Source organism: Kitasatospora sp. MAP12-44, assembly GCF_029892095.1.
GTDB lineage: Bacteria > Actinomycetota > Actinomycetes > Streptomycetales > Streptomycetaceae > Kitasatospora.
Genome location: NZ_JARZAE010000004.1, coordinates 257,593 through 275,823 on the forward strand (window position 1 = coordinate 257,593; position 18,231 = coordinate 275,823).

Genomic DNA, 18,231 nt, shown 5'->3' on the forward strand with positions numbered 1-18,231 from the left:
CACGGCCTGTGGACCGTGGACCGGATCGTGCGCGTCCTGGCCACCGCCTGCGACCGCGAGAACCGCGCCGTTCCGGTGGCCCACGCCGTCGTCGTCGGCCCCGACACCGTCTGGCTCCGCCTGCGGACCCCCGACGAGCGGCCCCCCACCGGGTGGACCGCCGAGCAAGGCGGCCGGACCTGGCATGCGCCACTGCGCCGGCTGCAGAACGAGAGTGTGGCGGAGTCGCTGACGGAGCCGTACCCGCGGCTGGTCTCACTCGGTGACACCAGCAAGGGCTTCGTTCTGCTCAACCTCAGCCAGGCCGGCGGCATCATCAGCCTGGAAGGCGACGCCCGGCAGGCGAGGGCCCTGGCCGAGGACTGGACCCACGAGCTCACCGCGAGCCCATGGTCACGGGAGGTGCGGGTGGTCCGGATGGGGTTCAAGCCCGGCCCCGCGGAGCGGTTCGGATCGGCCGAGGCACCGCCGCTGGCCGACGGCGAGGCCGAACTGGGCGACGAGACAGGCGGAGTGGCCCTGCTGACCGGTCTACCCGGCGGCCGCGACCGCGAGTCCCTCTACCGGCTGGCCGAGGATCCGGAGGGTCGGTGGTCGGTGGTCGTCCTCGGCCGGGTCGACCATCCGCGGTGGCGCTTCACCATTGACGCAACCGGTGTCGTGGACACCGGCCTTCTGGACGAGCCCGTGGCACGCCGGCTGAACTCGGCAGTGGACGCGCCTGCCCACGAGGAAGTCGACCCCGATCCCGTAAGCCCCCCGGTCGGCAGGAGCGCACCCGAAAACCGCCTGCGCGAGCAGCTGTTCGCCCGCCCGTGGGTCACCATCGCGGCCGGGGTCCTCGCCTGCCTGGTGGGCGGTGCCGTCGTTCTCGCGCTGAACGGCTCCTCATCGCCCTCCGCGCCTGCGGCCCAGGCCTCCGGCACTCAGGCAGCCGCAGCCTCGAAGCCGACGAACAGCGCGCCGGCCACGGGCGCGGCGACCGGGACCGCGGCCGCGGCCACGCTGGTGAACTCCGGCGCCGGCAAGTGCCTCAGCGGTTCAGCGGGCACGGACGGCACACCGCTGATCCTGTCGGCGTGCAACGGCACCGCGACCCAGAAGTGGGCCGCCACCTCCGACGGCACGATCCAGACCAACGGCCTCTGCATGGACGCCGCCTGGGGCAGCACCGCTCCCGGCACGGTCGTGCAGGTCGCGCGCTGCAGCGGCAACCCGGCGCAGCACTTCTCCCTCACCAGCGGCATGCTCTACTCCGCGCAGGCCAAACTGTGCGCGGGCGCGGTGAACGGCGGCACGGCGATCCAGTTGCTCCCCTGCGACCAGAGCGCGGCCGAACTCTTCAAACGAGGCTGAACGCCGTCGCCCGGCGATGATCTGTCAGCACGACATCAGGATCGGCGTCCCCAGGAGCTTGACCGGACCGAACCGGGCGCAACCATCGCCAGCAGCGGAGAAGCGGCGAAGCGGCGAATGCGGTCGTCACGGTCGGCTGCGCCGGTGAACCAGCCTCTGGCCGCTCAGCGCGCTGCCCGCCTCCCGCTGTGCCAGCCTGGAATGGGAATTGTCCGCCGGCCGACCGACCTGGCGGCAGACCGTTCGAAGGAGCCCAGATATGGCCAGCAACACCAGTGGAGCGCCGGCAGGCGCCCAGGCCAGCCGGCGCCCATTCGCCACCGGATGGACCTTCTTTGCCGCAGCGATGATGATCTTTGGTGGCGCGATGGCGATATTCGAGGGAATCGCCGCAATCGCCAAGGACGATCTGGTCATCCTCACGCGCCACTACTCATACAGCTTCAACACCACCGGCTGGGGCTGGGTGCACCTCATCCTGGGCGTCCTCGTCGTCCTTACGGGCGTGGCCCTCTTCGGCGGCGCCGTGTGGGCGCGCATCGTGGGTATCGCCCTCGCCGGTCTCGCGATGCTCGCCAACTTCCTCTGGCTGCCCTACTACCCGTTCTGGGCAATCGTGTTGATCGCCATCGACATCTTCGTCATCTGGGCGCTCTGCGCCGGAATGACCAGAGAGCCCGGCGAGATCTGACGGTGCGCCCGGTCACCGTCCGGGCGCACAGCTGGATTTGCACAGCCCCGGTTGCCCCGACAGCAGTTGAAGCCGAGGCGTGGCTGCGATCCAGGTGGGGTACTGCTCGGCCTCGTCCAGAGCCTCCGCCGGTGCGGGCTGCCGGCGGACAACCTGATCCTCACGCGGATCGCGGCCCTGGTCGCCATGGACGCGCCGGAGGTGCGAATCATGGATGAGCGTGACCGGCCCGGGCCAGCCGGCTCGACGAGGCGACTGCTGCGCACCGTCCGCGCCGATCCGCGGCACATGCCGGAGCTGATGGCCGTGTTCGCCGTGGAGTTCCTCGGAGACCAGGCGGCCCAGACCGCGACAGACCTGCGCGATCCGCACGCCACAGCACCCGCGGACGCCCCTGATCCGGCAGCTCGGGTGATCCGAACGGGGGTCCACCGGTCGGTCGTGGAAGGAGCGTTCCTCGGCGGACCTTTCATGCTGCTGCTGCCGATCGCATTCTGTGCAGCGCTACTGGCCCAACTGAGGATGCTCCTCGAACTCTCCGCACTGGCTGGCCGCGACCCGCGCGACCGGGCACTGGCAGCCGATCTGCTGGTGATCCAGGGCGTGTACGCCGACCTCGTCGCAGCGGAGTCGGGGCTGCGAGAGGCCTCGAAGGCCTCCCCTGGAGCCGGTGTCCGGGCAGGGTGGTGGGACACCGTCAGGCGGCAGGCCTACCTACTCGGGCTGCTGGCCCCCGAGGACCAACCACGCGGGCGACTGCGCAGGGCCGCCGGATGGGCGGGTATCGGCGCGCTGGTTCTCGTCGGCCTGGTGCTGCCCTTCGTGTGGGTTCCGGCCTGCGGGGAGATGTACCGGCGAGCAACCGGTCGGCTTGCCCGCCGGACCGCCGCGTACTTCGCGCTGGACCGTGATCGGGCGGCCGGACCAGCCGTCGAGGAGCGGTTCGCGCTGCGTCCGGGCGCACTGTTGGTGGCCGTCCGTACCCTGGTCGTGTGCCTGCTGTCGGCAGGGACACTGCTGATGGTGCTCCTCACCGACCTGAACGACTTCGGCAGCCAGTGGTGGCTGGCGGTGCTCATCCTGTTCGCCGCCGCCGCGATCGACACGGCGCTCTGGTACCGCCGCCGACAGTGACGGCAGCACACATCGGAGCGCTCCGCAGCGGCCGGACCTCGCCGGCACCAGGCGTCAGCCCGGTGCGGACGCGTCCGGCGGGCCCGCCGCCGAGTGGGGTGGGGCCGCATCGGCCTGCCCGCTCGGCCACTTGAGCTCGACCTCGAGTTCGATCTGCCCGTCGCCGACCTCGATCTCGATCTCGCTGTGGAGCTCCTCGGGGATCCGCAGGCTCAACGTCCCGGGGCCGAGGTCCAGCTCGGCATTGCCGCCGTGCCGCAGCGCGGCCGCGAGGGCCGAAAGCCTGTCCGCGGCCTCGAGTCGCGACAGCGACTCCTTCTGCTCGAACTTGAGATCCTTCATCGGTGCCTCCCACCGGCAGGAACATCAGGTAGGTCCAAGTGTTGCGCCTCGCAGCCACTCCCGGCATCCGCTGATGCCGGCCGCGGCCGCGAGGCACCACCGGCGTCGACGACCACCGTTGCGGCGCGGTGAGCTCCGCGGCAGGGCCTGTCGAGGCATCATCAACAGAATCGGAGGGAGCAACACGTGGCGTCGACCGATTCCCGGACAGTTGCGCACGCACGTCTGTTGGCCCGGCTCGCGCTGCTCTGCCTTCTGGGCTCACTGGTAGCGCTGCTGGCCGTAGAGGGCCGGGGAGGCTTGCTGGTCCTCGCACTGGGAGCGGCCTGCGCGGCGGTGACAGCGGCCGGGACCTGGTGGGCGCTGTCGCACCACGGCGCGATGCGGGTCGTCGGAGCGCTGCTCGCGGTGGGTGCGCCCGTGGCCCTTGTAGCGCTCTACTCCTGGGCAGGCCTGTGGCCGGGCGCCCTCACCGCGGTCGCGCTGTGGGGAGTCGCCCTCACTGTCGCTGGGTCGGCAGTGCGCGTGATGCGACGGCCGCGCGGCATGCGGGCGGGCCCGTCCTCCCCGCCCGAGCATCCGGTGCTGATCATGAATCCGAAGGCCGGGGGCGGCAAGGTCGGCCGCTTCGGGCTGGTGGAGAAGGCCGAGGCACTCGGCGCCCGGGTCGTACTGCTGGACACCTCCACCCACGAGGACGTCGAGGCGATCGCCCGACGCGCCGTGGCCGACGGCGCCGACCTGCTCGGGGTCGCCGGCGGCGACGGCACCCAGGCCCTGGTCGCCGCGGTCGCCGCCGAGCACGACCTCCCGTTCCTGGTGATCTCCGCCGGCACCCGCAACCACTTCGCCATGGACCTCGGCCTGGACCGCGAGGTCCCAGCCCGGTGCCTGGACGCACTCAGCGACGGCGAGGAACTCCGTGTCGACCTGGGTATGGTCGCCGGCCGGGCGTTCGTCAACACGGTCTCCTTCGGGGTGTACGCGCAGATCGTGCAACGCCCCGATTACCGGGAGGCCAAGGCCCCCACCGCACTGGACGCGCTGCCCGACCTCCTGCTCGGGTACTCCGGCCGCCCGTTGGACGCGCTGGCGGGTGGCACCCGGTTGGAGGCCCAGCAGGCGCTCCTGATCAGCAACAACCCCTACACAGTGCCTCAGCCCGCGGCTGCGGGCGGCCGCAGACCCCGGCTGGACCGCGGGACCCTGGGGGTCGTCGGAGTCCGCGTACGCAACGCCGCCCAGGCGGCGGAGCTCGTGCTCCGCGGTGCCCAAGGTTCCGCTCTGCACGTCCTCACCGCCCCCACGGTCACCGTGGTCGCGGACGCGGACAGTATCCCGGTTGCCGTCGACGGCGAGGCGCTGAGCCTGCCCACCCCGGTCACCTGCAGCATCCGCCCGAGAGCGTTGCGGGTCCTGGTTCCCAGGCACCGGCCGGGATCAGCAGCGACCGCCCCGCCCCCGGGCTGGCGCGAGATCCTCTCGCTGGCCCTCCACCGGTCGCCGTCGGTGGCGAGCACGCCGGAGCGTGCCGATGGATAAGTTCCGTGCGGTGCGGCGCGATCTCATGGCCGTCGACAGCGCCGTCTACGCCGCGGTGGCCGCGACCCGGACCCCCGCACTTGACCGGGGCCTGCGACGCCTGTCCGCCGCAGCCGACCACTCCAAGCTCTCCCTGACCGCGGCCGGACTGCTCGCCCTCCGCCCCGGGCGTGCGAGGCGCGCGGCGCTACTCGGTGTGGCTGCCGTCGGCGTCGCCTCGGCCAGCACGAACCTGGTGGCCAAGCAGCTGGTCCGGCGCCCGCGACCGGACCGAGCGGCGGCCGGAAGCAGTACCGAGCGCCACGTTCCGATGCCCAGCTCCGCCTCCTTCCCCTCCGGGCACACTGCGGCGGCGGTCGCCTTCGCCACCGCCGCCGGATCCGAACTGCCCGAAGTCGCCGTACCGCTCGGCGCACTCGCCTGCGTGGTCGGCTACTCCCGTGTCCACACCGGAGTCCACTACCCGGGCGACGTCGCGGCCGGGATCATGATCGGCGTCGCCTGCGCAGCCGCCGTGTCGGCCGCCGCGCATCGCTGGGCACCTCAGACCCCAGGCCTGTGAGCAGCCCGGCCCCGGTAGCGCTCCAGCGGCCACGGTCCCGGTCCCGGGCGTCCATGGTCAGTAGTCCTGGCCGTCGCTGCCGGTCGTGTTCTCCGTCTCCTGGCTATCGGGGTTGCCGCGGCGCAGCAGGACTCCAACGGCCCTTCGCCAGAACGGCCTGGGGTTGCGGAAGGACGTCAGCTGACGGGCGAGGCGTGGATCACGGTCGGCGAACTCGCGCTCGATGACGGCGAGGATCTGCTGATCGCGCAGTGAAAGAGTCATCCGGGATACCTCCTGGCGTCCGGCCGCTCCACACGCCAGAGAGTTGGTCCGGGTTGCGAGGAGCAGGCGTCGGAACGGCCTGGCATCCCTACGCTACGCCCGCTCGTGCCGGCCTGCGGGACGGCGAACGCACGGGACCCGGGCAGCAGGCCCGCGCAGGCATCAGCGGACAGCCCGGGCACCCGCCGTCGACATCTTCACGGGACCGGCCCCGGCCACTCAGCGCGCTGCCCGGCTCTCGCCATGCCAGCCTGGAACGGTAGGTGTCCACCGGCCGCCCGACTGGGCGGACCAAGTTCCGAAGGAGCCCGGACATGGCCAGCAGCACCAGTGGAGCGCCGACGGGCGCCCAGACCACCCGACGACCCTTCGCCACCGGATGGACCGTTTTCGCCGCAGCGATGATGATCTTCGGTGGCACGATGACGATATTCGAGGGAATCGCCGCCATCGCCAAGGACGATTTAGTCGTCGTCACGCGCCACTACTCATACAGCTTCAACACCACCGGCTGGGGCTGGGTGCACCTCGCCCTGGGCGTCATCCTCGTCGTCGCCGGCATGGCCCTCTTCGGCGGCGCCGCGTGGGCACGGGTCGTGGGTGTCGTCGTCGCCGGTCTCGCCATGCTCGCCAACTTCCTCTGGCTGCCCTACTACCCCTTCTGGGCAATCGTGTTGATCGCCATCGACATCTTCGTCATCTGGGCGCTCTGCGCCGGAACGACCAAAGAGCCCGGCGAAATCTGATCGTGCGCCCGGGTCACCGTCCGGGCCCACGATCAGCGTGGACCGCCTGAGCGGACCCGTCTGCGGACAGCCCCCGGCCAGTGCCCAGTACGCGTGGCGTACCTGGGCCACCGCCCGGGCGCCGGTACGGTGAGCCGGTGAGGCAGATCATCCCGTGGCTGCACAGGCCCCGCCGGGGCGGTCCTGCGCCGTCCCGTACCGACTACGCCGGAGCCGTCTACGGATCACTTCTGGCTGCCTCCGTGATCGCCGCGTCGGGTACGGCCGGCAAGTTCCCCCGCTTCGAGACGGTCGTGCTGCTGCTCGTCACCGGGCTGGTCTTCTGGGTCGCCCACGTGTATGCGCGCCTGGCGGGCGAGAGGTCGGTCGGCCGCCTCATCACCTGGCCCGAGGTGCGCCAGGTCGGGCGAAGTGAGTGGTCGATCACCGAAGCGGCCGTGCTGCCGGCGGCCGTGGTGGCCATCAGTCCGCTCCTGGGGTTGAGCCTCACCGCCACCGGCTGGCTCGCCCTGCTGGTCGCCGTGGCCCAGCAGGTCAGCTGGGCCTACATCGGTGCCATGCATGCCAGTGCGTCGCGTCGCGAGGCCCTCATCGAGGGCGCGGTCAACCTGGTGCTCGGGCTGGTGATCGTGGCGGCCAAGGCCGCGCTGGGCCACTGACGAAGCGGCCGTCCCTTGCCCGCCGCTGACGGCAGCATCACCCGCCAGGGGTGGTGCGTTGCCTACCGGTGGCGGCGCACGGTGGTTCTGGATACGTCGGCACGCACAACTGCTGGACGGTGGTGACGGCGGCTCCGCGGGCCAGGCGCCGCCTGGCCGCGATCCGGGTGATCATCGCCGACAGGGAGGCGCGTGATGAACTATCCGCTGCTGAACATCTTCTTCACCACCATGTGGATCTTCCTGTGGGTGGTGTGGATCATGCTGCTCTTCCGTGTCTTCGCGGATCTCTTCCGCGACGACACGGTGAACGGCTGGGGCAAGGCCGGCTGGTCGGTGTTCGTGATCATCCTGCCCTTCCTGGGAGTGTTCGTGTACCTGATCGCCCGAGGCAAGGGCATGGGCCAGCGGGAGATGGCGCAGGCGCAGCAGAGCGAGCAGGAGTTCCGCGCCGCCGTCCGCGACGCCGCCGGCACCGAGGCCACCGCGAAGGCCAGTCCGGTGGACGAACTGAAGCACCTGGCCGACCTGCGTCAGAACGGCGACATCACACCGGAGGAGTACGAGCGGGCCAAGGCCCTCGTGCTGGAGTGACACCCGGCTGACACGCGTGCTTGGTGGCCGTCTACGCCGGGACGCTCGGGGCGAGGAACTCCCGGACGGCGAAGGCAGCCAGCACCGCCACGGCGAACCAGAAGACGACAATGGCCGTCGGGTGGGCCCAGAACACGAAGACGACGGCGGCGACGAGCAGGATCGCAATCCCGATCCACCGCTTCCACCTGCGCACGAACGGCTCCACCGGCCCCGCCCGGAAACCTACGGAGTCCGCCGCCGAGCGCGCACCGGCCATGCCGCTGCCCGCGATCCGGCGGGTGGCCGCGGCGGCGCGGGAAGGGCCCGTGAGGAAGGCCCCGAGAGCGACCAGGACGGCGAGCACGCCCACCGCCCGCACTGCTTGGCGCAGGAACACCACCAGGGCGTCGAAGACGGCCCCGGCCGCGGCGGGTGAGGCATCCGACGGCAGATGGTCGAGGAAGTAGGAGCGGAAGACGGCCAGCGTGATGCCGAGCAGCAGCATCGCCGCCGCGATGCCCAGGGACGCCCCGATCAGCGCCCGGCGCCGGCTGACCGCGGTGAACACCCCCGCTGCGGCGACGAGCACCGCGACGACGGGCAGCCAGTCGCCCAGGATCCCAAGCAGACGGAATGCGCTCTTGATCTTGGCGAGGTCGGGGGAGGAGAAAATGACGAAGTCGGTGTGGATATCCGGGATCCTGGCGGCCGGGGCGAAGCCGGCGTCGACCAGTTGCGCCTTCACCTGCTGCACGGCCGGTGCGATGTCGACGGTCACCTCGTTGTTGGTCAACTGCACCACGCCGCCGCCCTCACCCGTCAGCGCCTTGTTCATCGTGGAGTGTCCGGCGCGCAGCGCCTGCTCCCACACGGTCGCGAAAGCCTCGCTGGTCACCACCCGCTCAGCCGCGCCGTGAATGAGATCGGTCAGTGCACTGGAGAGGGGGCCGCTCAGGCCGTTGACCAGTTGGGCAAGCCGTGGCGGCACGCCCTGGTCGGCGGCAGCCGTGGAGAGCTGGTTCACCACCCCGGCGACGTCGATCTGCTGCACCACGCTGTTGGTGACGCGGTCGGCGACGGCGCCCTGCACGTCGGGGTTGTGGGCCAGCGGCGCCAGGGCCGCCACGAACCGGTTCGTGTCGGTGGCCACGTCGTGCGTCCACACCGCGATCACCGCGAGCAGCGACAGCACGGACGCGACGACGATCAGCACGGTCGCGCCGAAGATCCGCAGCCGGTGGTGCTCCTTACGGGGTTCGGTCGACGCCTCGAGCTGGGCGATGCGCCGGCGCATCTCGTCCAGCTCCCGGTCGTTCGGCGACTCGGACGGCCCCGGCTCGGTGGACGACATGGGTGTTGGCTCCCTTCCGGCGGGAGGCGCCGGTTCAACCGCCGAGGTCCGAGTGCCGAGCCTCTCCAACGCAGCAGATCCGAGACACCGCCCCCGCACGACCAGAGAGGCCCCAATCGGGTGGCCGACTGCTCCAGACGGGTGATCCGTCTCGTCCTGATCCTCGGCAACTCGCCCCTCGAAGGTGTCGGCACGGCGCTGCCGGCGAGGTCACCCCCGGAGGGTGATCCGGTGCCACCGCCTGCGGGCTAACTTCGCAGTTACCCGATAGCCCAAGAACGCAGCCATCCTTCCCGACGCACCATCAGGAGCCGTCGTGAGCAACGAACTGAACGACGTCGGCCCGATCGACTACCTGGTCATCGAGTTCCCCGGCAGCCACCTGACCGGCGAGGGACTGCCCCTGCTCGTGGACCTGGTCGACCGCGGCATCATCCGCATTCTCGACCTGACCTTCGTGAAAAGGGAGCAGGACGGCTCCGTCACCGGCCTTGAACTGGCCGACGTGACCGGAGACGGACTGCTCGACCTCACCGTCTTCGAAGGGTCGTCCTCCGGTCTGCTGAGCGAGGAGGATGCCGCTGAAGCTGCTTCCCTCCTCAAGCCCGGGGACTCTGCCGCCGTCCTGCTCTACGAGAACCTGTGGGCCGCACCCCTGGCCGCCGCCCTGCGCCGCAGCGGTGCCCAGCTGGTAGCCGGCGGCCGGATCCCGGTCCAGGACGTCATCGAGGCCCTGAATGCACTGGAGGCCACGGAGGCCCTCACCTGATCGTCCAGTCCCAGCCCGGTCTCCCCCGGAGGCCGTCCAGAGGAGTAAGCCATGCCCGGACTTCTGCGCGGTGTCGCCCGCACGGCCGTCGTTGCCGGAACGGCCACCGCCGTCTCCAACCGCGTCTCACGCCGCCAAGCCGGCCGCTGGGCGCAGCAGGACTACCAACAAGCCCAGCCGTCCGCACCGGCCGCTGCCCCGCCGGCGACCGCCGCAGCGGCCTCAGCCGGGTCGACGGGTGACACGATCTCCCAGCTCAAGGAGCTGGCCGCGCTCAAGGAACAGGGAGTCCTCACGGAGGCCGAGTTCGCCGCCCAGAAGGCGCGCCTCCTCGGCTCCTGAACCAAGGTCATCGCAAGTGGTGATCACCGGTGCATGGGAGTTCAGTGGAACTGTCGACCGATCGCAGGTCCCACTCTCATGAACCGCGGTGACCCACATGCAGAACCGCGTAGACCCTGCTCCCCCCGAAGCGCCGAATCGACGCGTTCTCTCGCCGTCCGGCGACCCGATGCTCGCCGCCAGGTTCGCCGTCCCAAGGGTGCCGCACACTGTCGTCCACCGCCCCGAGCTCATGACACGTCTGACAGCCGCGATGGAGCACCCGCTCACCCTGGTCAACGGCCCGGCCGGTGCGGGCAAGACGGTGCTCACCGCCGACTGGGTCACCGCAGGCCTGGCGCCGCCGGCGACCGTGTGGCTGACCGTTGAGCCCGGCGACGCCCCCGGCACCTTCTGGGCCTACGCGCTGGAGGCGCTCGCCCGGCACGACGTGAAGCTGCCGGCGGAGGTGGGCAGGCCCACCCGCGCCGAGGGGGTGGACCAGTCGTTCCTGGTGCGGCTCGCCGGGGGGCTGGCCGAATCCGCGGAGCCCGTGGTGCTGGTGCTCGACCAGGTCGACACGGCCTGCGGGCGCGAGATCACCGAGGGTCTGCAGTTCGTGCTCCACCACGCCGCCGACGGTCTGCGTCTGGTGCTGACCGGCCGGACGGACCCCTTACTACCGCTGCACCGCTACCGGGCGGCCGGAGAGATCACCGAGATCCGCAACGCGGACCTGAGGTTCACCAGGCCGCAGGCCACGGTGCTACTGCAGAGGCACGGGCTGGAGATCTCGGAGGCGGGACTCCGGCTGCTGCTCGACCGCACGGACGGGTGGGCGGCCGGCCTGCGCCTGTGCGCGCTGGCGATGCAGCAGACTGCCGATCCCGAAGCGTTCGTCCGCGAGTTCGCCGCCGACCGCACGACGATCGCCGACTACCTGCTCACCGAGGTACTCGACGCGCAGCCACCGCCCACCCAGGACCTGCTGCTGCGCACCTGCATCACGGACCGAATCCACCCCGAACTCGCGGACTCGCTGACCGGCCGTGACGATGCCGACGGGACGCTGGCCGGACTCGCCCGCGCCAACGCCTTCCTGGAACAGGTCGACGGAACAAACTGGTATCGCCTGCATCCCCTGTTCGCCGAAGTCCTGCGCGCGCATCTGCGGCACCGCTGCCCCGGCCTGGAACCCGTCCTGCACGAGCGGGCGGCGCGCTGGCTCGCCGGGGCCGGACGGCTCACCGACGCCGTCACGCAGGCAGCGGCGGCCGGCGACTGGCAGTTCGCGGCCGACCAGCTGGTCGGCAACATGGCGATCGGCCGGCTCTTCACCGGCCTTGAGTCGGAGCAGCTGCGCCGCACCCTCGCCGCCATGCCGACCGACCTGACAGGTGCGGCTCCGGCCCTGGTGATGGCGGCGTGCCGACTCGTCGAACGGGATCTCGACGGTTGCACAGCCGGGCTGCGTCAGGCGGACAAGCAGTTGACCGACGCCGCCGGGCCGGCGTCCCGGCTCAGTCGCGAACTCGTTGGCGTCCTCGCGGGGCGGCTCGCCCACGACCTGAAGGCCACCGAGAAGGCGGCCGCGGCGGCCGATCAGCTGCTGCACGCACTCCCAGCAGCCGTGCTGGGGCAGCATCCCGAGATCCGCGCGATGGTGCTGACCGGCCTGGGTGTGGCGGAGCTCGCCGCCGGTCATCTCGACCGCGCCGGGACCGGGCTCACCGCCGCTGTCGAGGCGTGCGACGGCCCGGGGACGGAGTACCCGCTCTGCGATGCGCTGGGGTCGCTGGCCCTGGTCGAGCTGTTGCGAGGACGGTTGCGGCAGGCCGAACAGCACGCGCGAGGCTCCGGCATCGTCGCCGAGCGGTCCGTCCTGTCGCGGGAACGCCGAACCGGTCTTGACCACCTCGTCCTGGCAGGTGTGGCAACCGAGCACGACGACCTCAGGAATGCCCGCACCCAGCTCGATCTGTCGACCGCACCCGATGGACCGATGCCCGAGCCCGTCGCCGAGGTGACGGCAGCCGTCATCGCCGCCAGGCTGGCGACGGCCGAGGGCGACTGGGAGGGAGCGCTGGCCGTAATCCACGCGGTCGGCGCGACTGCGGCCCCGCTGTACCTGCCCGAGTGGACGGCCGACGAGCTGGCCATCGCCGAGTCATGGGCCCAGCTGGCGCACGGTGACCCGGGCGCAGCCCTCGACATCCTGGACGCTTCGGCGTCCGACCGACCAGAGCACACCGTGGCCCGGGCCCGCGCGATGCTGGCGGCCGGCCACAGCGATCAGGCGATGGAGACGCTGGCCGGCCTTTCCCCCCGCATGGACGTCACGGCCACCATCCGGACCCAGGCGTGCCTGCTCCAGGCGCAGGCAGCCGCGCAGAACAGTTCCACCGACGAGGCACAGCGCTTCCTGTTCGAGGCTCTCGCGTGCGCCCGGCCCGAGAAGCTGCGCCGGGTGTTCGTCGAGAGCGGTCCCTGGGTCCGCCGACTGCTCCGCCAGAACCCCCGACTGGCCCGTACGCACGACTGGTTGCCCGCACATCTGCTGGGGAGTCCGGGCGCGCGGAGCAACGGACAGTCGCCCTCTGCGATGGAGCCACTGAGCGAGCGGGAGAGCGAGGTGTTGCGCCAGGCCGCGCGAATGCTCTCCACTGATGAGATCGCCGCCGAACTGTACGTCTCGGCGAACACGGTCAAGACCCACCTGAAAAGCATCTACCGCAAACTCTCCGTCACCCGCCGCAGCGAAGCCGTCCACCGGGCCCAGGATCTCGGAATTCTGTGACTGCGCGGGGCGGCGTGTCGCCCGAACCGGGCGATGCCGCGCACGGCGGACTGGGCGGACGATGGCAGCAGAGAGCAGTCCCGCACTCGACTTCGAGGGAAGTGCTCGCATGCGTTATGAATTCCGCATCGCCGGCGCCGTCTCGGAGGCGCTCGCCGAAGCCTTCCCCGAACTCGCCCGCGCCCCCGTACCCGAGCAGACGCTGTTCTTCGGACCAGTGACCGACGAGGCCCACCTGCTGGGACTGCTCGGCCGCTTCCAGTCATTGGGCCTCCTGGTGATCGAGCTGCAGCAGCTGCCCGACTGACGCACCCCGGCTGACGGACCCGCCCCACCCCTGGCGGGTGAGCCGCTCCAGCGTGTGGTGCGCGGAAACCTCGTGCCCTTCGCCGCTTGTCTCCCGGATTTGCTTCGCGAGCAGCGGGATGTCCACCGGACGGGTCGTGTCGACGTGATGCACTGGCCCAAGGCCCAGTGGTTCGGCCGTCCGGCTCCACAACTCCCACCGCTCGTCGGAATCCGGCTGGTCATCGAGGTGCACAGGGTGCCTGCTCGCAGCCCGTTCGGCGAAACGGTGTCGCACGACCTGCAACGGCACGTTGCACCAGACCTCCTGGACCTCGTCCACGCCTGCCCGGGCGAGTCCCGCAATCGCGAACTGGCGCACATGGCCCAGCCACGGGCTCTCCAGCACAGCACCGTTGGGCGCGTACGTCAGCAGCGTCCACAGCGTCTCCGCCGCGGCGCGGCCCAAGGTGTTGCTCCACTCACGCGCAGTGGTGCCGACCGCGGGTTCCATTCCGAGGGCGTCAGCCAGGGTCTCCTTGACCGAGTCCTTGCTGAACAGCGGCAGTTTCAACTCCCGTGCCAGAGCCTGAGCGAGGGTAGTCTTCCCCGCGCCTGGAAGTCCGTTCACCAATACGGTCACCATCCGGCGATCGTAGACCGACCGGCAGATCGATCACTTCAGACGTCGAGTGGTGGGGCGGCTGTCCCAGCGGTAGCGGCTCGTCGAGCGGCGGATGAGCATGCGGAGCGTGACGAGGGCGGAGTGGAGATGCGCTCGTAGCCTGAGCCGTGGACCAGCGCGAGCACGATGTGCTCGAAGACCGTCCGGCAGTCCTTCGTGATCACTGAAGCGGCGCGGCCCGCCCCCCGCCCGGGGCGTCACCCAAGGCGTCCCTCGCTGATCTCGCCTGATCACCGCCGAGCCGGTCTGGCCGCCCACGGCTGGCACGGCGTGACCGCGGCCATTCACCAGCCAGCGAATCGAAGCCTTCCAACGGAGGAAATCGCTTGCAGCCGGATCATGACCCGGCGGCCGGCCCCCGGTCCGCCTCGGACGAGCCGCTGAAGGCAGCCCTCAGCTGATCCTCCTGCTGCACCGAGAGGTCGGAGCGCATCAACTCCATGGCGTGCCCCTCGAACGCCTTCGCGACGCTGTCGACCACGGCATCGGCGCTCAGGAGCACGAGCGCCGAGGTCCCCAGCGTCATGTCACCCTTCACAGACTCGATCATCGAGCTGTCGATGCCGGCCTTGCTCAGCCTCTTGGCGAACGCGGAGGCCTTGCTGCCCTCCTCGGTCACGTGTTCCTGCACCTGGGGCCCCGCCGCGTACTGCGGCCAGCGGATCACGGCGACATCACGCACATCGATGAGCTCCTGATCACCCAGCTGCTTGACCCTGAGAACTGCGTCATCGGCCCCTTCGGTGCCACTGAACCGCCACGCCGTTGTTGACATGGGTCTGCTCCTTCCGCCAGAACGGTTGGTTCCGGCCGCGCTCTTGGCCAGTACGATCGCAGCCGCAGGTCAACGGGATCGTGTACGCCGCGCAGCACGCAACGACACCCAAGCGGCCAGCTGGACTGGAGGGTTGGTGACCGTGTCTCCATCCCGCGGCCCGCTACTCGCTGACGTGCGAGTGTGACAGCCGCTCCGGCGCGCGTTCGCTCTCATCTCCCCATGTGGCCCGCGTCAGACTCGGCCACGATCCGGGGCTTGTAGTCCCGTTGGGACGCCCGCCGTTTCGGGCGCGGTGCCGGTTCTGCTCGGGCTGTCGGTGCCGGCCGTCCCGGGTCCATTCCGCCCATCCAGGCTAACCCGACATACCAAGGGTTTCACTCGGGGCGGTCACGGTGGGAGCCGGTTCGCCCGGATGCCCGGATGCCCGGATGCCCGGATGCCCGGATTGCCGGGCGGCCGGCCAGGAAGGTCCCCAGAGTCGGACCGCAGACGCCCGACGCATGCGGACTCCAGCAGCCCGCCTCGCCCGGAGATGCTCATCCTCACCCGTATCGCCGCGCTGGCCCCCATGGACGCCCCGGCGATCTCCTACCTCGCCCACATCGACCCCGCTCTGCATCGAAGCCCTTGGCATCGCCATCGCCGTGGCCGAAGCCGAGGCCGAGGACGGACACCGCCGTGAGGAATCAGGCGCACCTGCCGGTGGATACAAGAGGGCACGGGATCCGGGCGCGACTGGCGGCATCTGTTCAGATCGCCGGGCCCCCGCCCGCAGTAGCTGCTGACGAGTCACCTGGCGATCGGACGGCATCGGCGTGCTGTGCGGGCTCGGGCTGGCAACGGAGCGCGGCGAGGTCCTCACCAGGCCGGTGTCCTCTGACACTGAACCTTGACCGTTTGCCACTGAAGATTGATCAACGTCATTTTCTGCCGCTGACCTTGACCGCGCAGGTCGAGGACAGCCGGGGCAAGGCGCGGTCGGCTCAGTCCTGGAAGGTCCGTTCGTTGAGCAGGTCGAGGTTGCGAAACGCCGGGGGGCCGTCGCACAGCGCCGCGAGCTGCGCGGCGAACTCCGTCGTCTCGGGGCGGTTGGAGTTGTCCATCGCCTGCTCGTAGGACGGGAACTCCACGATGTTCAGGTACACGTTCTCCTTGTCACGGTCACGGGCCTGCAGGGCCCGTGACGCAACACGGTTGCCCGCGTTCTTCTCGACCCAGCGGTCCAGCAGGGCATTGAACTCGTCAATGCGACTGGTCTTGAACTCGATGATCTGAACGAACCTCATCGCTTGGCCTCCTTGGCTCAGCGGCACGAAAGCCAGCTGCCTCCCTTCAGCGTCCATCAGATGCGGGAGCTATGCGCGTCGCCTCGCCGAGCCGACGCGGATGGCCGTGGGGCGCGGCCTGGTCGCCGCGGCGGCGGCTTCGCTCCGGATGGGCCGATCTGGACGCCACGGGCGGTGAACCGACCATCTACCAGGCGTTTCAGCGGAAGTCCTGTCGCTGTGGGCTGCTGCGCCAGTTCGCTGACCTGCACGGTCAAGGTTCAGTCTCAGAAAATGACGTTGATCAATCTTCAGTGGCAAGAGGTATCCGAACTCGGGGTGCTTGCGGAGCTGGCAACGTCCGACGAAAGCAGAGGCCCACCCGGGCAGGCGGACCGGCTTGGTCGGCGGGCACTTCGCCGCTTTGGTTGTTCGGCTCGGCAGGCGGCCAGCAGACGGAACGGCCGCGCAGTCACCCAATCCCGGGAGGGGTGCGGAAGGCCAGAAGTGCCAGGTCGTCACGGCCGTCGCCAACGCGTGCGTCGGCCAGAACCTGGGACAGGTCGTCGAGGGGCAACTCGGCGTTGTCGGCGGCGATCCGGGCGAGGGTGGTGAGGCCGGCGTCCAGGGGGCGGTCGGGGTGCTCGACCAGCCCATCGGTGAAAAGCACGAGCGTGGCGTTCCCAGGAAGGGGGTGCTTGTGGTCGGGGCGGGGCACGTCAGCGTCTACGCCGAGCGGCAGGCCAGGGTCGGCGTTCAAGTATCGGGCGCTGCCGTCGGGCCCGATCAGTAGCGGTGGCGGGTGTCCGGCGGTGCTCCAGCGAAGCGTCCAGCCAGAGTCCGCAGGTTCGATGCGGGTGAGACAGACGGTGGTGATCGGGCTGTCGGTGATCGCCTGGAGGGTGCGGTCAAGCTGGGTGAGGACAGCGCTGGGCGGGCTGCGCCGGTCGTACAGCAGGGCGAGCAGCATGTTGCGGGTCTGGGCCATGGTCGCGGCGGCGTTCAGGTCGTGGCCGACGACGTCGCCGATGACCAAGGCGCAGGTGCCGTCGGGGAGGAGCAGGGCGTCGTACCAGTCACCGCCGACCTGATCCGGGGCCGTGGCGGGGCGGTAGATGGCGGACACCGAGAATGGCGCCAGGTCAGGCAGGCGGGGCAGCAGGAGACGTTGGAAGTGCTCTGAGCTGCCACGGACCTTCTGGTACAGGCGGGCGTTCTCGATCGCCACTCCGGCCGCTCCGGCAAGGGCCAGCACGATGTCCTGATCGGGCCCGTCGAACGGGTGCCCATCGCGCCGCTCCGCCAGGTAGAGGTTGCCGTAGACGCGTCTGCGGGAGGTGACAGCGACTCCGAGCAGGGTGCGCATCGGCGGGTGGCCGGGTGGGAAACCCACCGAGCGCGGGTGGGAGCTGATGTCCTGGACGCGGAGCGGCTCGGGGTAGTCGATGAGGTGTCCCAGGAGTCCGCGCCCGTGCGGAAACGCGACCCCGGCCAGGTCGGCCAGCTCTTGCTCGCTCAGCCCGACGGGAATGAACTCCTCCAGTTGCCCGCCGTCCTCGCTCAGCACGCCTAGCGCGCCGTAGCGGGCGTCGACCAAGCCCATGGCCGTGGTGATCAAGCGGTGGAGGACGACCGGAAGCTCCAGCTCCCGGCCCACTGCCATCATCGCGTCCAGCAGACCCTGGAACCGCTCCTGACCATGTGCGGCGTCCCGCAGGTGCCCGACGATCGGGTCCAGACCGTCGTCATAGCGGTGGCCGAGGCCGGAGGCGCCCGCCCGCGCAGATCCTTCCTCCGGATCCATGGGGTCCACCCTCCGCTCGTGCTGATGGCGGCCGGCCCCAGCTGAGGTCGGCATGTCGTCCGCGCACCACCACCCGCAGGGGCTTCACGCAGCAGCTTGTTTCTCCTACCGTAGGCCCAGCTACGGGTCAGGGGGCGGGGCGGGAATGAACGAGGCCCCGGGCGCCGGCAGGAAGGAAGGACTGGTCCGGAAGCAGTCCGCGCAAGAGGCCTACCCGTAGTGCAGTCGCCTTGCTCAGACACCAGAACCTCCACCTGCGGTGCCTGACGGGGGACGGCCTCGGCGAGGATCACCGCGAGGTGAC

At 70.4% G+C, this 18,231-nt stretch carries 19 protein-coding genes and 2 pseudogenes; 13 read left to right on the plus strand and 8 right to left on the minus strand.

Translation table 11 applies throughout. From position 1 onward, the window contains the following. Nucleotides 1–15 precede the first annotated feature (15 nt). The 3 genes from P3T34_RS02265 (at nucleotide 16) to P3T34_RS02275 (ending at nucleotide 3,181) form a co-directional block, all read left to right on the plus strand. Complete coding sequence (locus P3T34_RS02265; protein ID WP_280664256.1) at nucleotides 16–1,356, plus strand: RICIN domain-containing protein; 1,341 nt, start codon at nucleotides 16–18, stop codon at nucleotides 1,354–1,356. 259 nt (nucleotides 1,357–1,615) lie between these two features. Further along, nucleotides 1,616–2,047: a hypothetical protein gene (locus tag P3T34_RS02270; RefSeq protein WP_280664257.1), complete on the plus strand. Its 432-nt coding sequence runs from the start codon at nucleotides 1,616–1,618 to the stop codon at nucleotides 2,045–2,047. A gap of 210 nt (nucleotides 2,048–2,257) precedes the next feature. Continuing rightward, nucleotides 2,258–3,181 carry a hypothetical protein gene (locus P3T34_RS02275; RefSeq protein ID WP_280664258.1) on the plus strand — a complete coding sequence of 308 codons (924 nt, stop codon included), beginning with the start codon at nucleotides 2,258–2,260 and terminating at the stop codon, nucleotides 3,179–3,181. Nucleotides 3,182–3,235: 54 nt separating this feature from the next. Here the strand turns inward: P3T34_RS02275 and P3T34_RS02280 are convergent, their stop codons facing one another. Next, complete coding sequence (locus P3T34_RS02280; protein WP_280664259.1) at nucleotides 3,236–3,523, minus strand: amphi-Trp domain-containing protein; 288 nt, start codon at nucleotides 3,521–3,523, stop codon at nucleotides 3,236–3,238. 186 nt (nucleotides 3,524–3,709) lie between these two features. On the opposite strand from P3T34_RS02280, the gene P3T34_RS02285 reads away from it, so the two are divergent. Together P3T34_RS02285 and P3T34_RS02290 are read left to right on the plus strand one after the other, a co-directional pair. Further along, the gene (locus P3T34_RS02285; protein WP_280664260.1) at nucleotides 3,710–5,065 is read left to right on the plus strand and encodes a diacylglycerol kinase family protein; all 1,356 of its coding nucleotides are present in this window, start codon (nucleotides 3,710–3,712) and stop codon (nucleotides 5,063–5,065) included. Next, nucleotides 5,058–5,627: a phosphatase PAP2 family protein gene (locus tag P3T34_RS02290; RefSeq protein ID WP_280664261.1), complete on the plus strand. Its 570-nt coding sequence runs from the start codon at nucleotides 5,058–5,060 to the stop codon at nucleotides 5,625–5,627. Before P3T34_RS02285 ends, P3T34_RS02290 begins: the two co-directional genes overlap by 8 nt. A 57-nt stretch (nucleotides 5,628–5,684) precedes the next feature. Here the strand turns inward: P3T34_RS02290 and P3T34_RS02295 are convergent, their stop codons facing one another. Then, nucleotides 5,685–5,891, minus strand: coding sequence for a DUF3040 domain-containing protein (locus tag P3T34_RS02295; RefSeq protein ID WP_280664262.1), 207 nt, complete (start codon nucleotides 5,889–5,891; stop codon nucleotides 5,685–5,687). Nucleotides 5,892–6,205: 314 nt separating this feature from the next. Between P3T34_RS02295 and P3T34_RS02300 the strand changes: the two genes are divergently transcribed. The 3 genes from P3T34_RS02300 (at nucleotide 6,206) to P3T34_RS02310 (ending at nucleotide 7,890) form a co-directional block, all read left to right on the plus strand. After that, nucleotides 6,206–6,637 (plus strand): hypothetical protein, encoded by a 432-nt coding sequence (locus P3T34_RS02300; protein ID WP_280664263.1) that lies wholly within the window; start codon nucleotides 6,206–6,208, stop codon nucleotides 6,635–6,637. Between the two features lie 137 nt (nucleotides 6,638–6,774). Continuing rightward, the gene (locus P3T34_RS02305; RefSeq protein ID WP_348534609.1) at nucleotides 6,775–7,296 is read left to right on the plus strand and encodes a hypothetical protein; all 522 of its coding nucleotides are present in this window, start codon (nucleotides 6,775–6,777) and stop codon (nucleotides 7,294–7,296) included. Between the two features lie 195 nt (nucleotides 7,297–7,491). After that, entirely contained in the window at nucleotides 7,492–7,890 is a 399-nt protein-coding gene (locus tag P3T34_RS02310) for an SHOCT domain-containing protein (RefSeq protein WP_280664264.1), read from the plus strand. Nucleotides 7,891–7,921: 31 nt separating this feature from the next. Here the strand turns inward: P3T34_RS02310 and P3T34_RS02315 are convergent, their stop codons facing one another. Next, nucleotides 7,922–9,223, minus strand: a complete 1,302-nt coding sequence (locus P3T34_RS02315) for a hypothetical protein (protein ID WP_280664265.1) — start codon at nucleotides 9,221–9,223, stop codon at nucleotides 7,922–7,924. Nucleotides 9,224–9,539: 316 nt separating this feature from the next. On the opposite strand from P3T34_RS02315, the gene P3T34_RS02320 reads away from it, so the two are divergent. The 4 genes from P3T34_RS02320 (at nucleotide 9,540) to P3T34_RS02335 (ending at nucleotide 13,417) form a co-directional block, all read left to right on the plus strand. Next, entirely contained in the window at nucleotides 9,540–9,992 is a 453-nt protein-coding gene (locus P3T34_RS02320) for a DUF6325 family protein (protein ID WP_280664266.1), read from the plus strand. Nucleotides 9,993–10,043: 51 nt separating this feature from the next. Beyond that, on the plus strand, nucleotides 10,044–10,334 hold the full coding sequence (locus tag P3T34_RS02325; RefSeq protein WP_280664267.1) for an SHOCT domain-containing protein: 291 nt from the start codon (nucleotides 10,044–10,046) through the stop codon (nucleotides 10,332–10,334). Nucleotides 10,335–10,566: 232 nt separating this feature from the next. Further along, on the plus strand, nucleotides 10,567–13,110 hold the full coding sequence (locus P3T34_RS02330; RefSeq protein WP_280664268.1) for a LuxR C-terminal-related transcriptional regulator: 2,544 nt from the start codon (nucleotides 10,567–10,569) through the stop codon (nucleotides 13,108–13,110). Between the two features lie 109 nt (nucleotides 13,111–13,219). Next, complete coding sequence (locus P3T34_RS02335; RefSeq protein WP_280664269.1) at nucleotides 13,220–13,417, plus strand: hypothetical protein; 198 nt, start codon at nucleotides 13,220–13,222, stop codon at nucleotides 13,415–13,417. Here the strand turns inward: P3T34_RS02335 and P3T34_RS02340 are convergent. From P3T34_RS02340 to P3T34_RS02350, 3 genes and pseudogenes are all read right to left on the minus strand, one after another. Further along, nucleotides 13,373–14,041, minus strand: a complete 669-nt coding sequence (locus P3T34_RS02340; RefSeq protein WP_280664270.1) for an AAA family ATPase — start codon at nucleotides 14,039–14,041, stop codon at nucleotides 13,373–13,375. The genes P3T34_RS02335 and P3T34_RS02340 overlap by 45 nt on opposite strands. A gap of 30 nt (nucleotides 14,042–14,071) precedes the next feature. Further along, nucleotides 14,072–14,170, minus strand: a pseudogene (locus tag P3T34_RS02345) (IS5/IS1182 family transposase); the annotation flags it as partial. 247 nt (nucleotides 14,171–14,417) lie between these two features. Then, nucleotides 14,418–14,855 (minus strand): DUF1269 domain-containing protein, encoded by a 438-nt coding sequence (locus P3T34_RS02350; RefSeq protein WP_280664271.1) that lies wholly within the window; start codon nucleotides 14,853–14,855, stop codon nucleotides 14,418–14,420. 538 nt (nucleotides 14,856–15,393) lie between these two features. Here P3T34_RS02350 and P3T34_RS39830 point away from each other — a divergent pair. After that, nucleotides 15,394–15,643: pseudogene (locus P3T34_RS39830) on the plus strand (hypothetical protein); the annotation flags it as partial. A 198-nt stretch (nucleotides 15,644–15,841) separates the two neighbouring features. Here P3T34_RS39830 and P3T34_RS02360 read toward each other — a convergent pair. Then, the gene (locus P3T34_RS02360) at nucleotides 15,842–16,144 is read right to left on the minus strand and encodes a hypothetical protein (protein ID WP_280664272.1); all 303 of its coding nucleotides are present in this window, start codon (nucleotides 16,142–16,144) and stop codon (nucleotides 15,842–15,844) included. 451 nt (nucleotides 16,145–16,595) lie between these two features. Beyond that, nucleotides 16,596–17,789, minus strand: coding sequence for a SpoIIE family protein phosphatase (locus tag P3T34_RS02365; RefSeq protein WP_280671782.1), 1,194 nt, complete (start codon nucleotides 17,787–17,789; stop codon nucleotides 16,596–16,598). Between the last annotated feature and the right edge of the window lie 442 nt (nucleotides 17,790–18,231).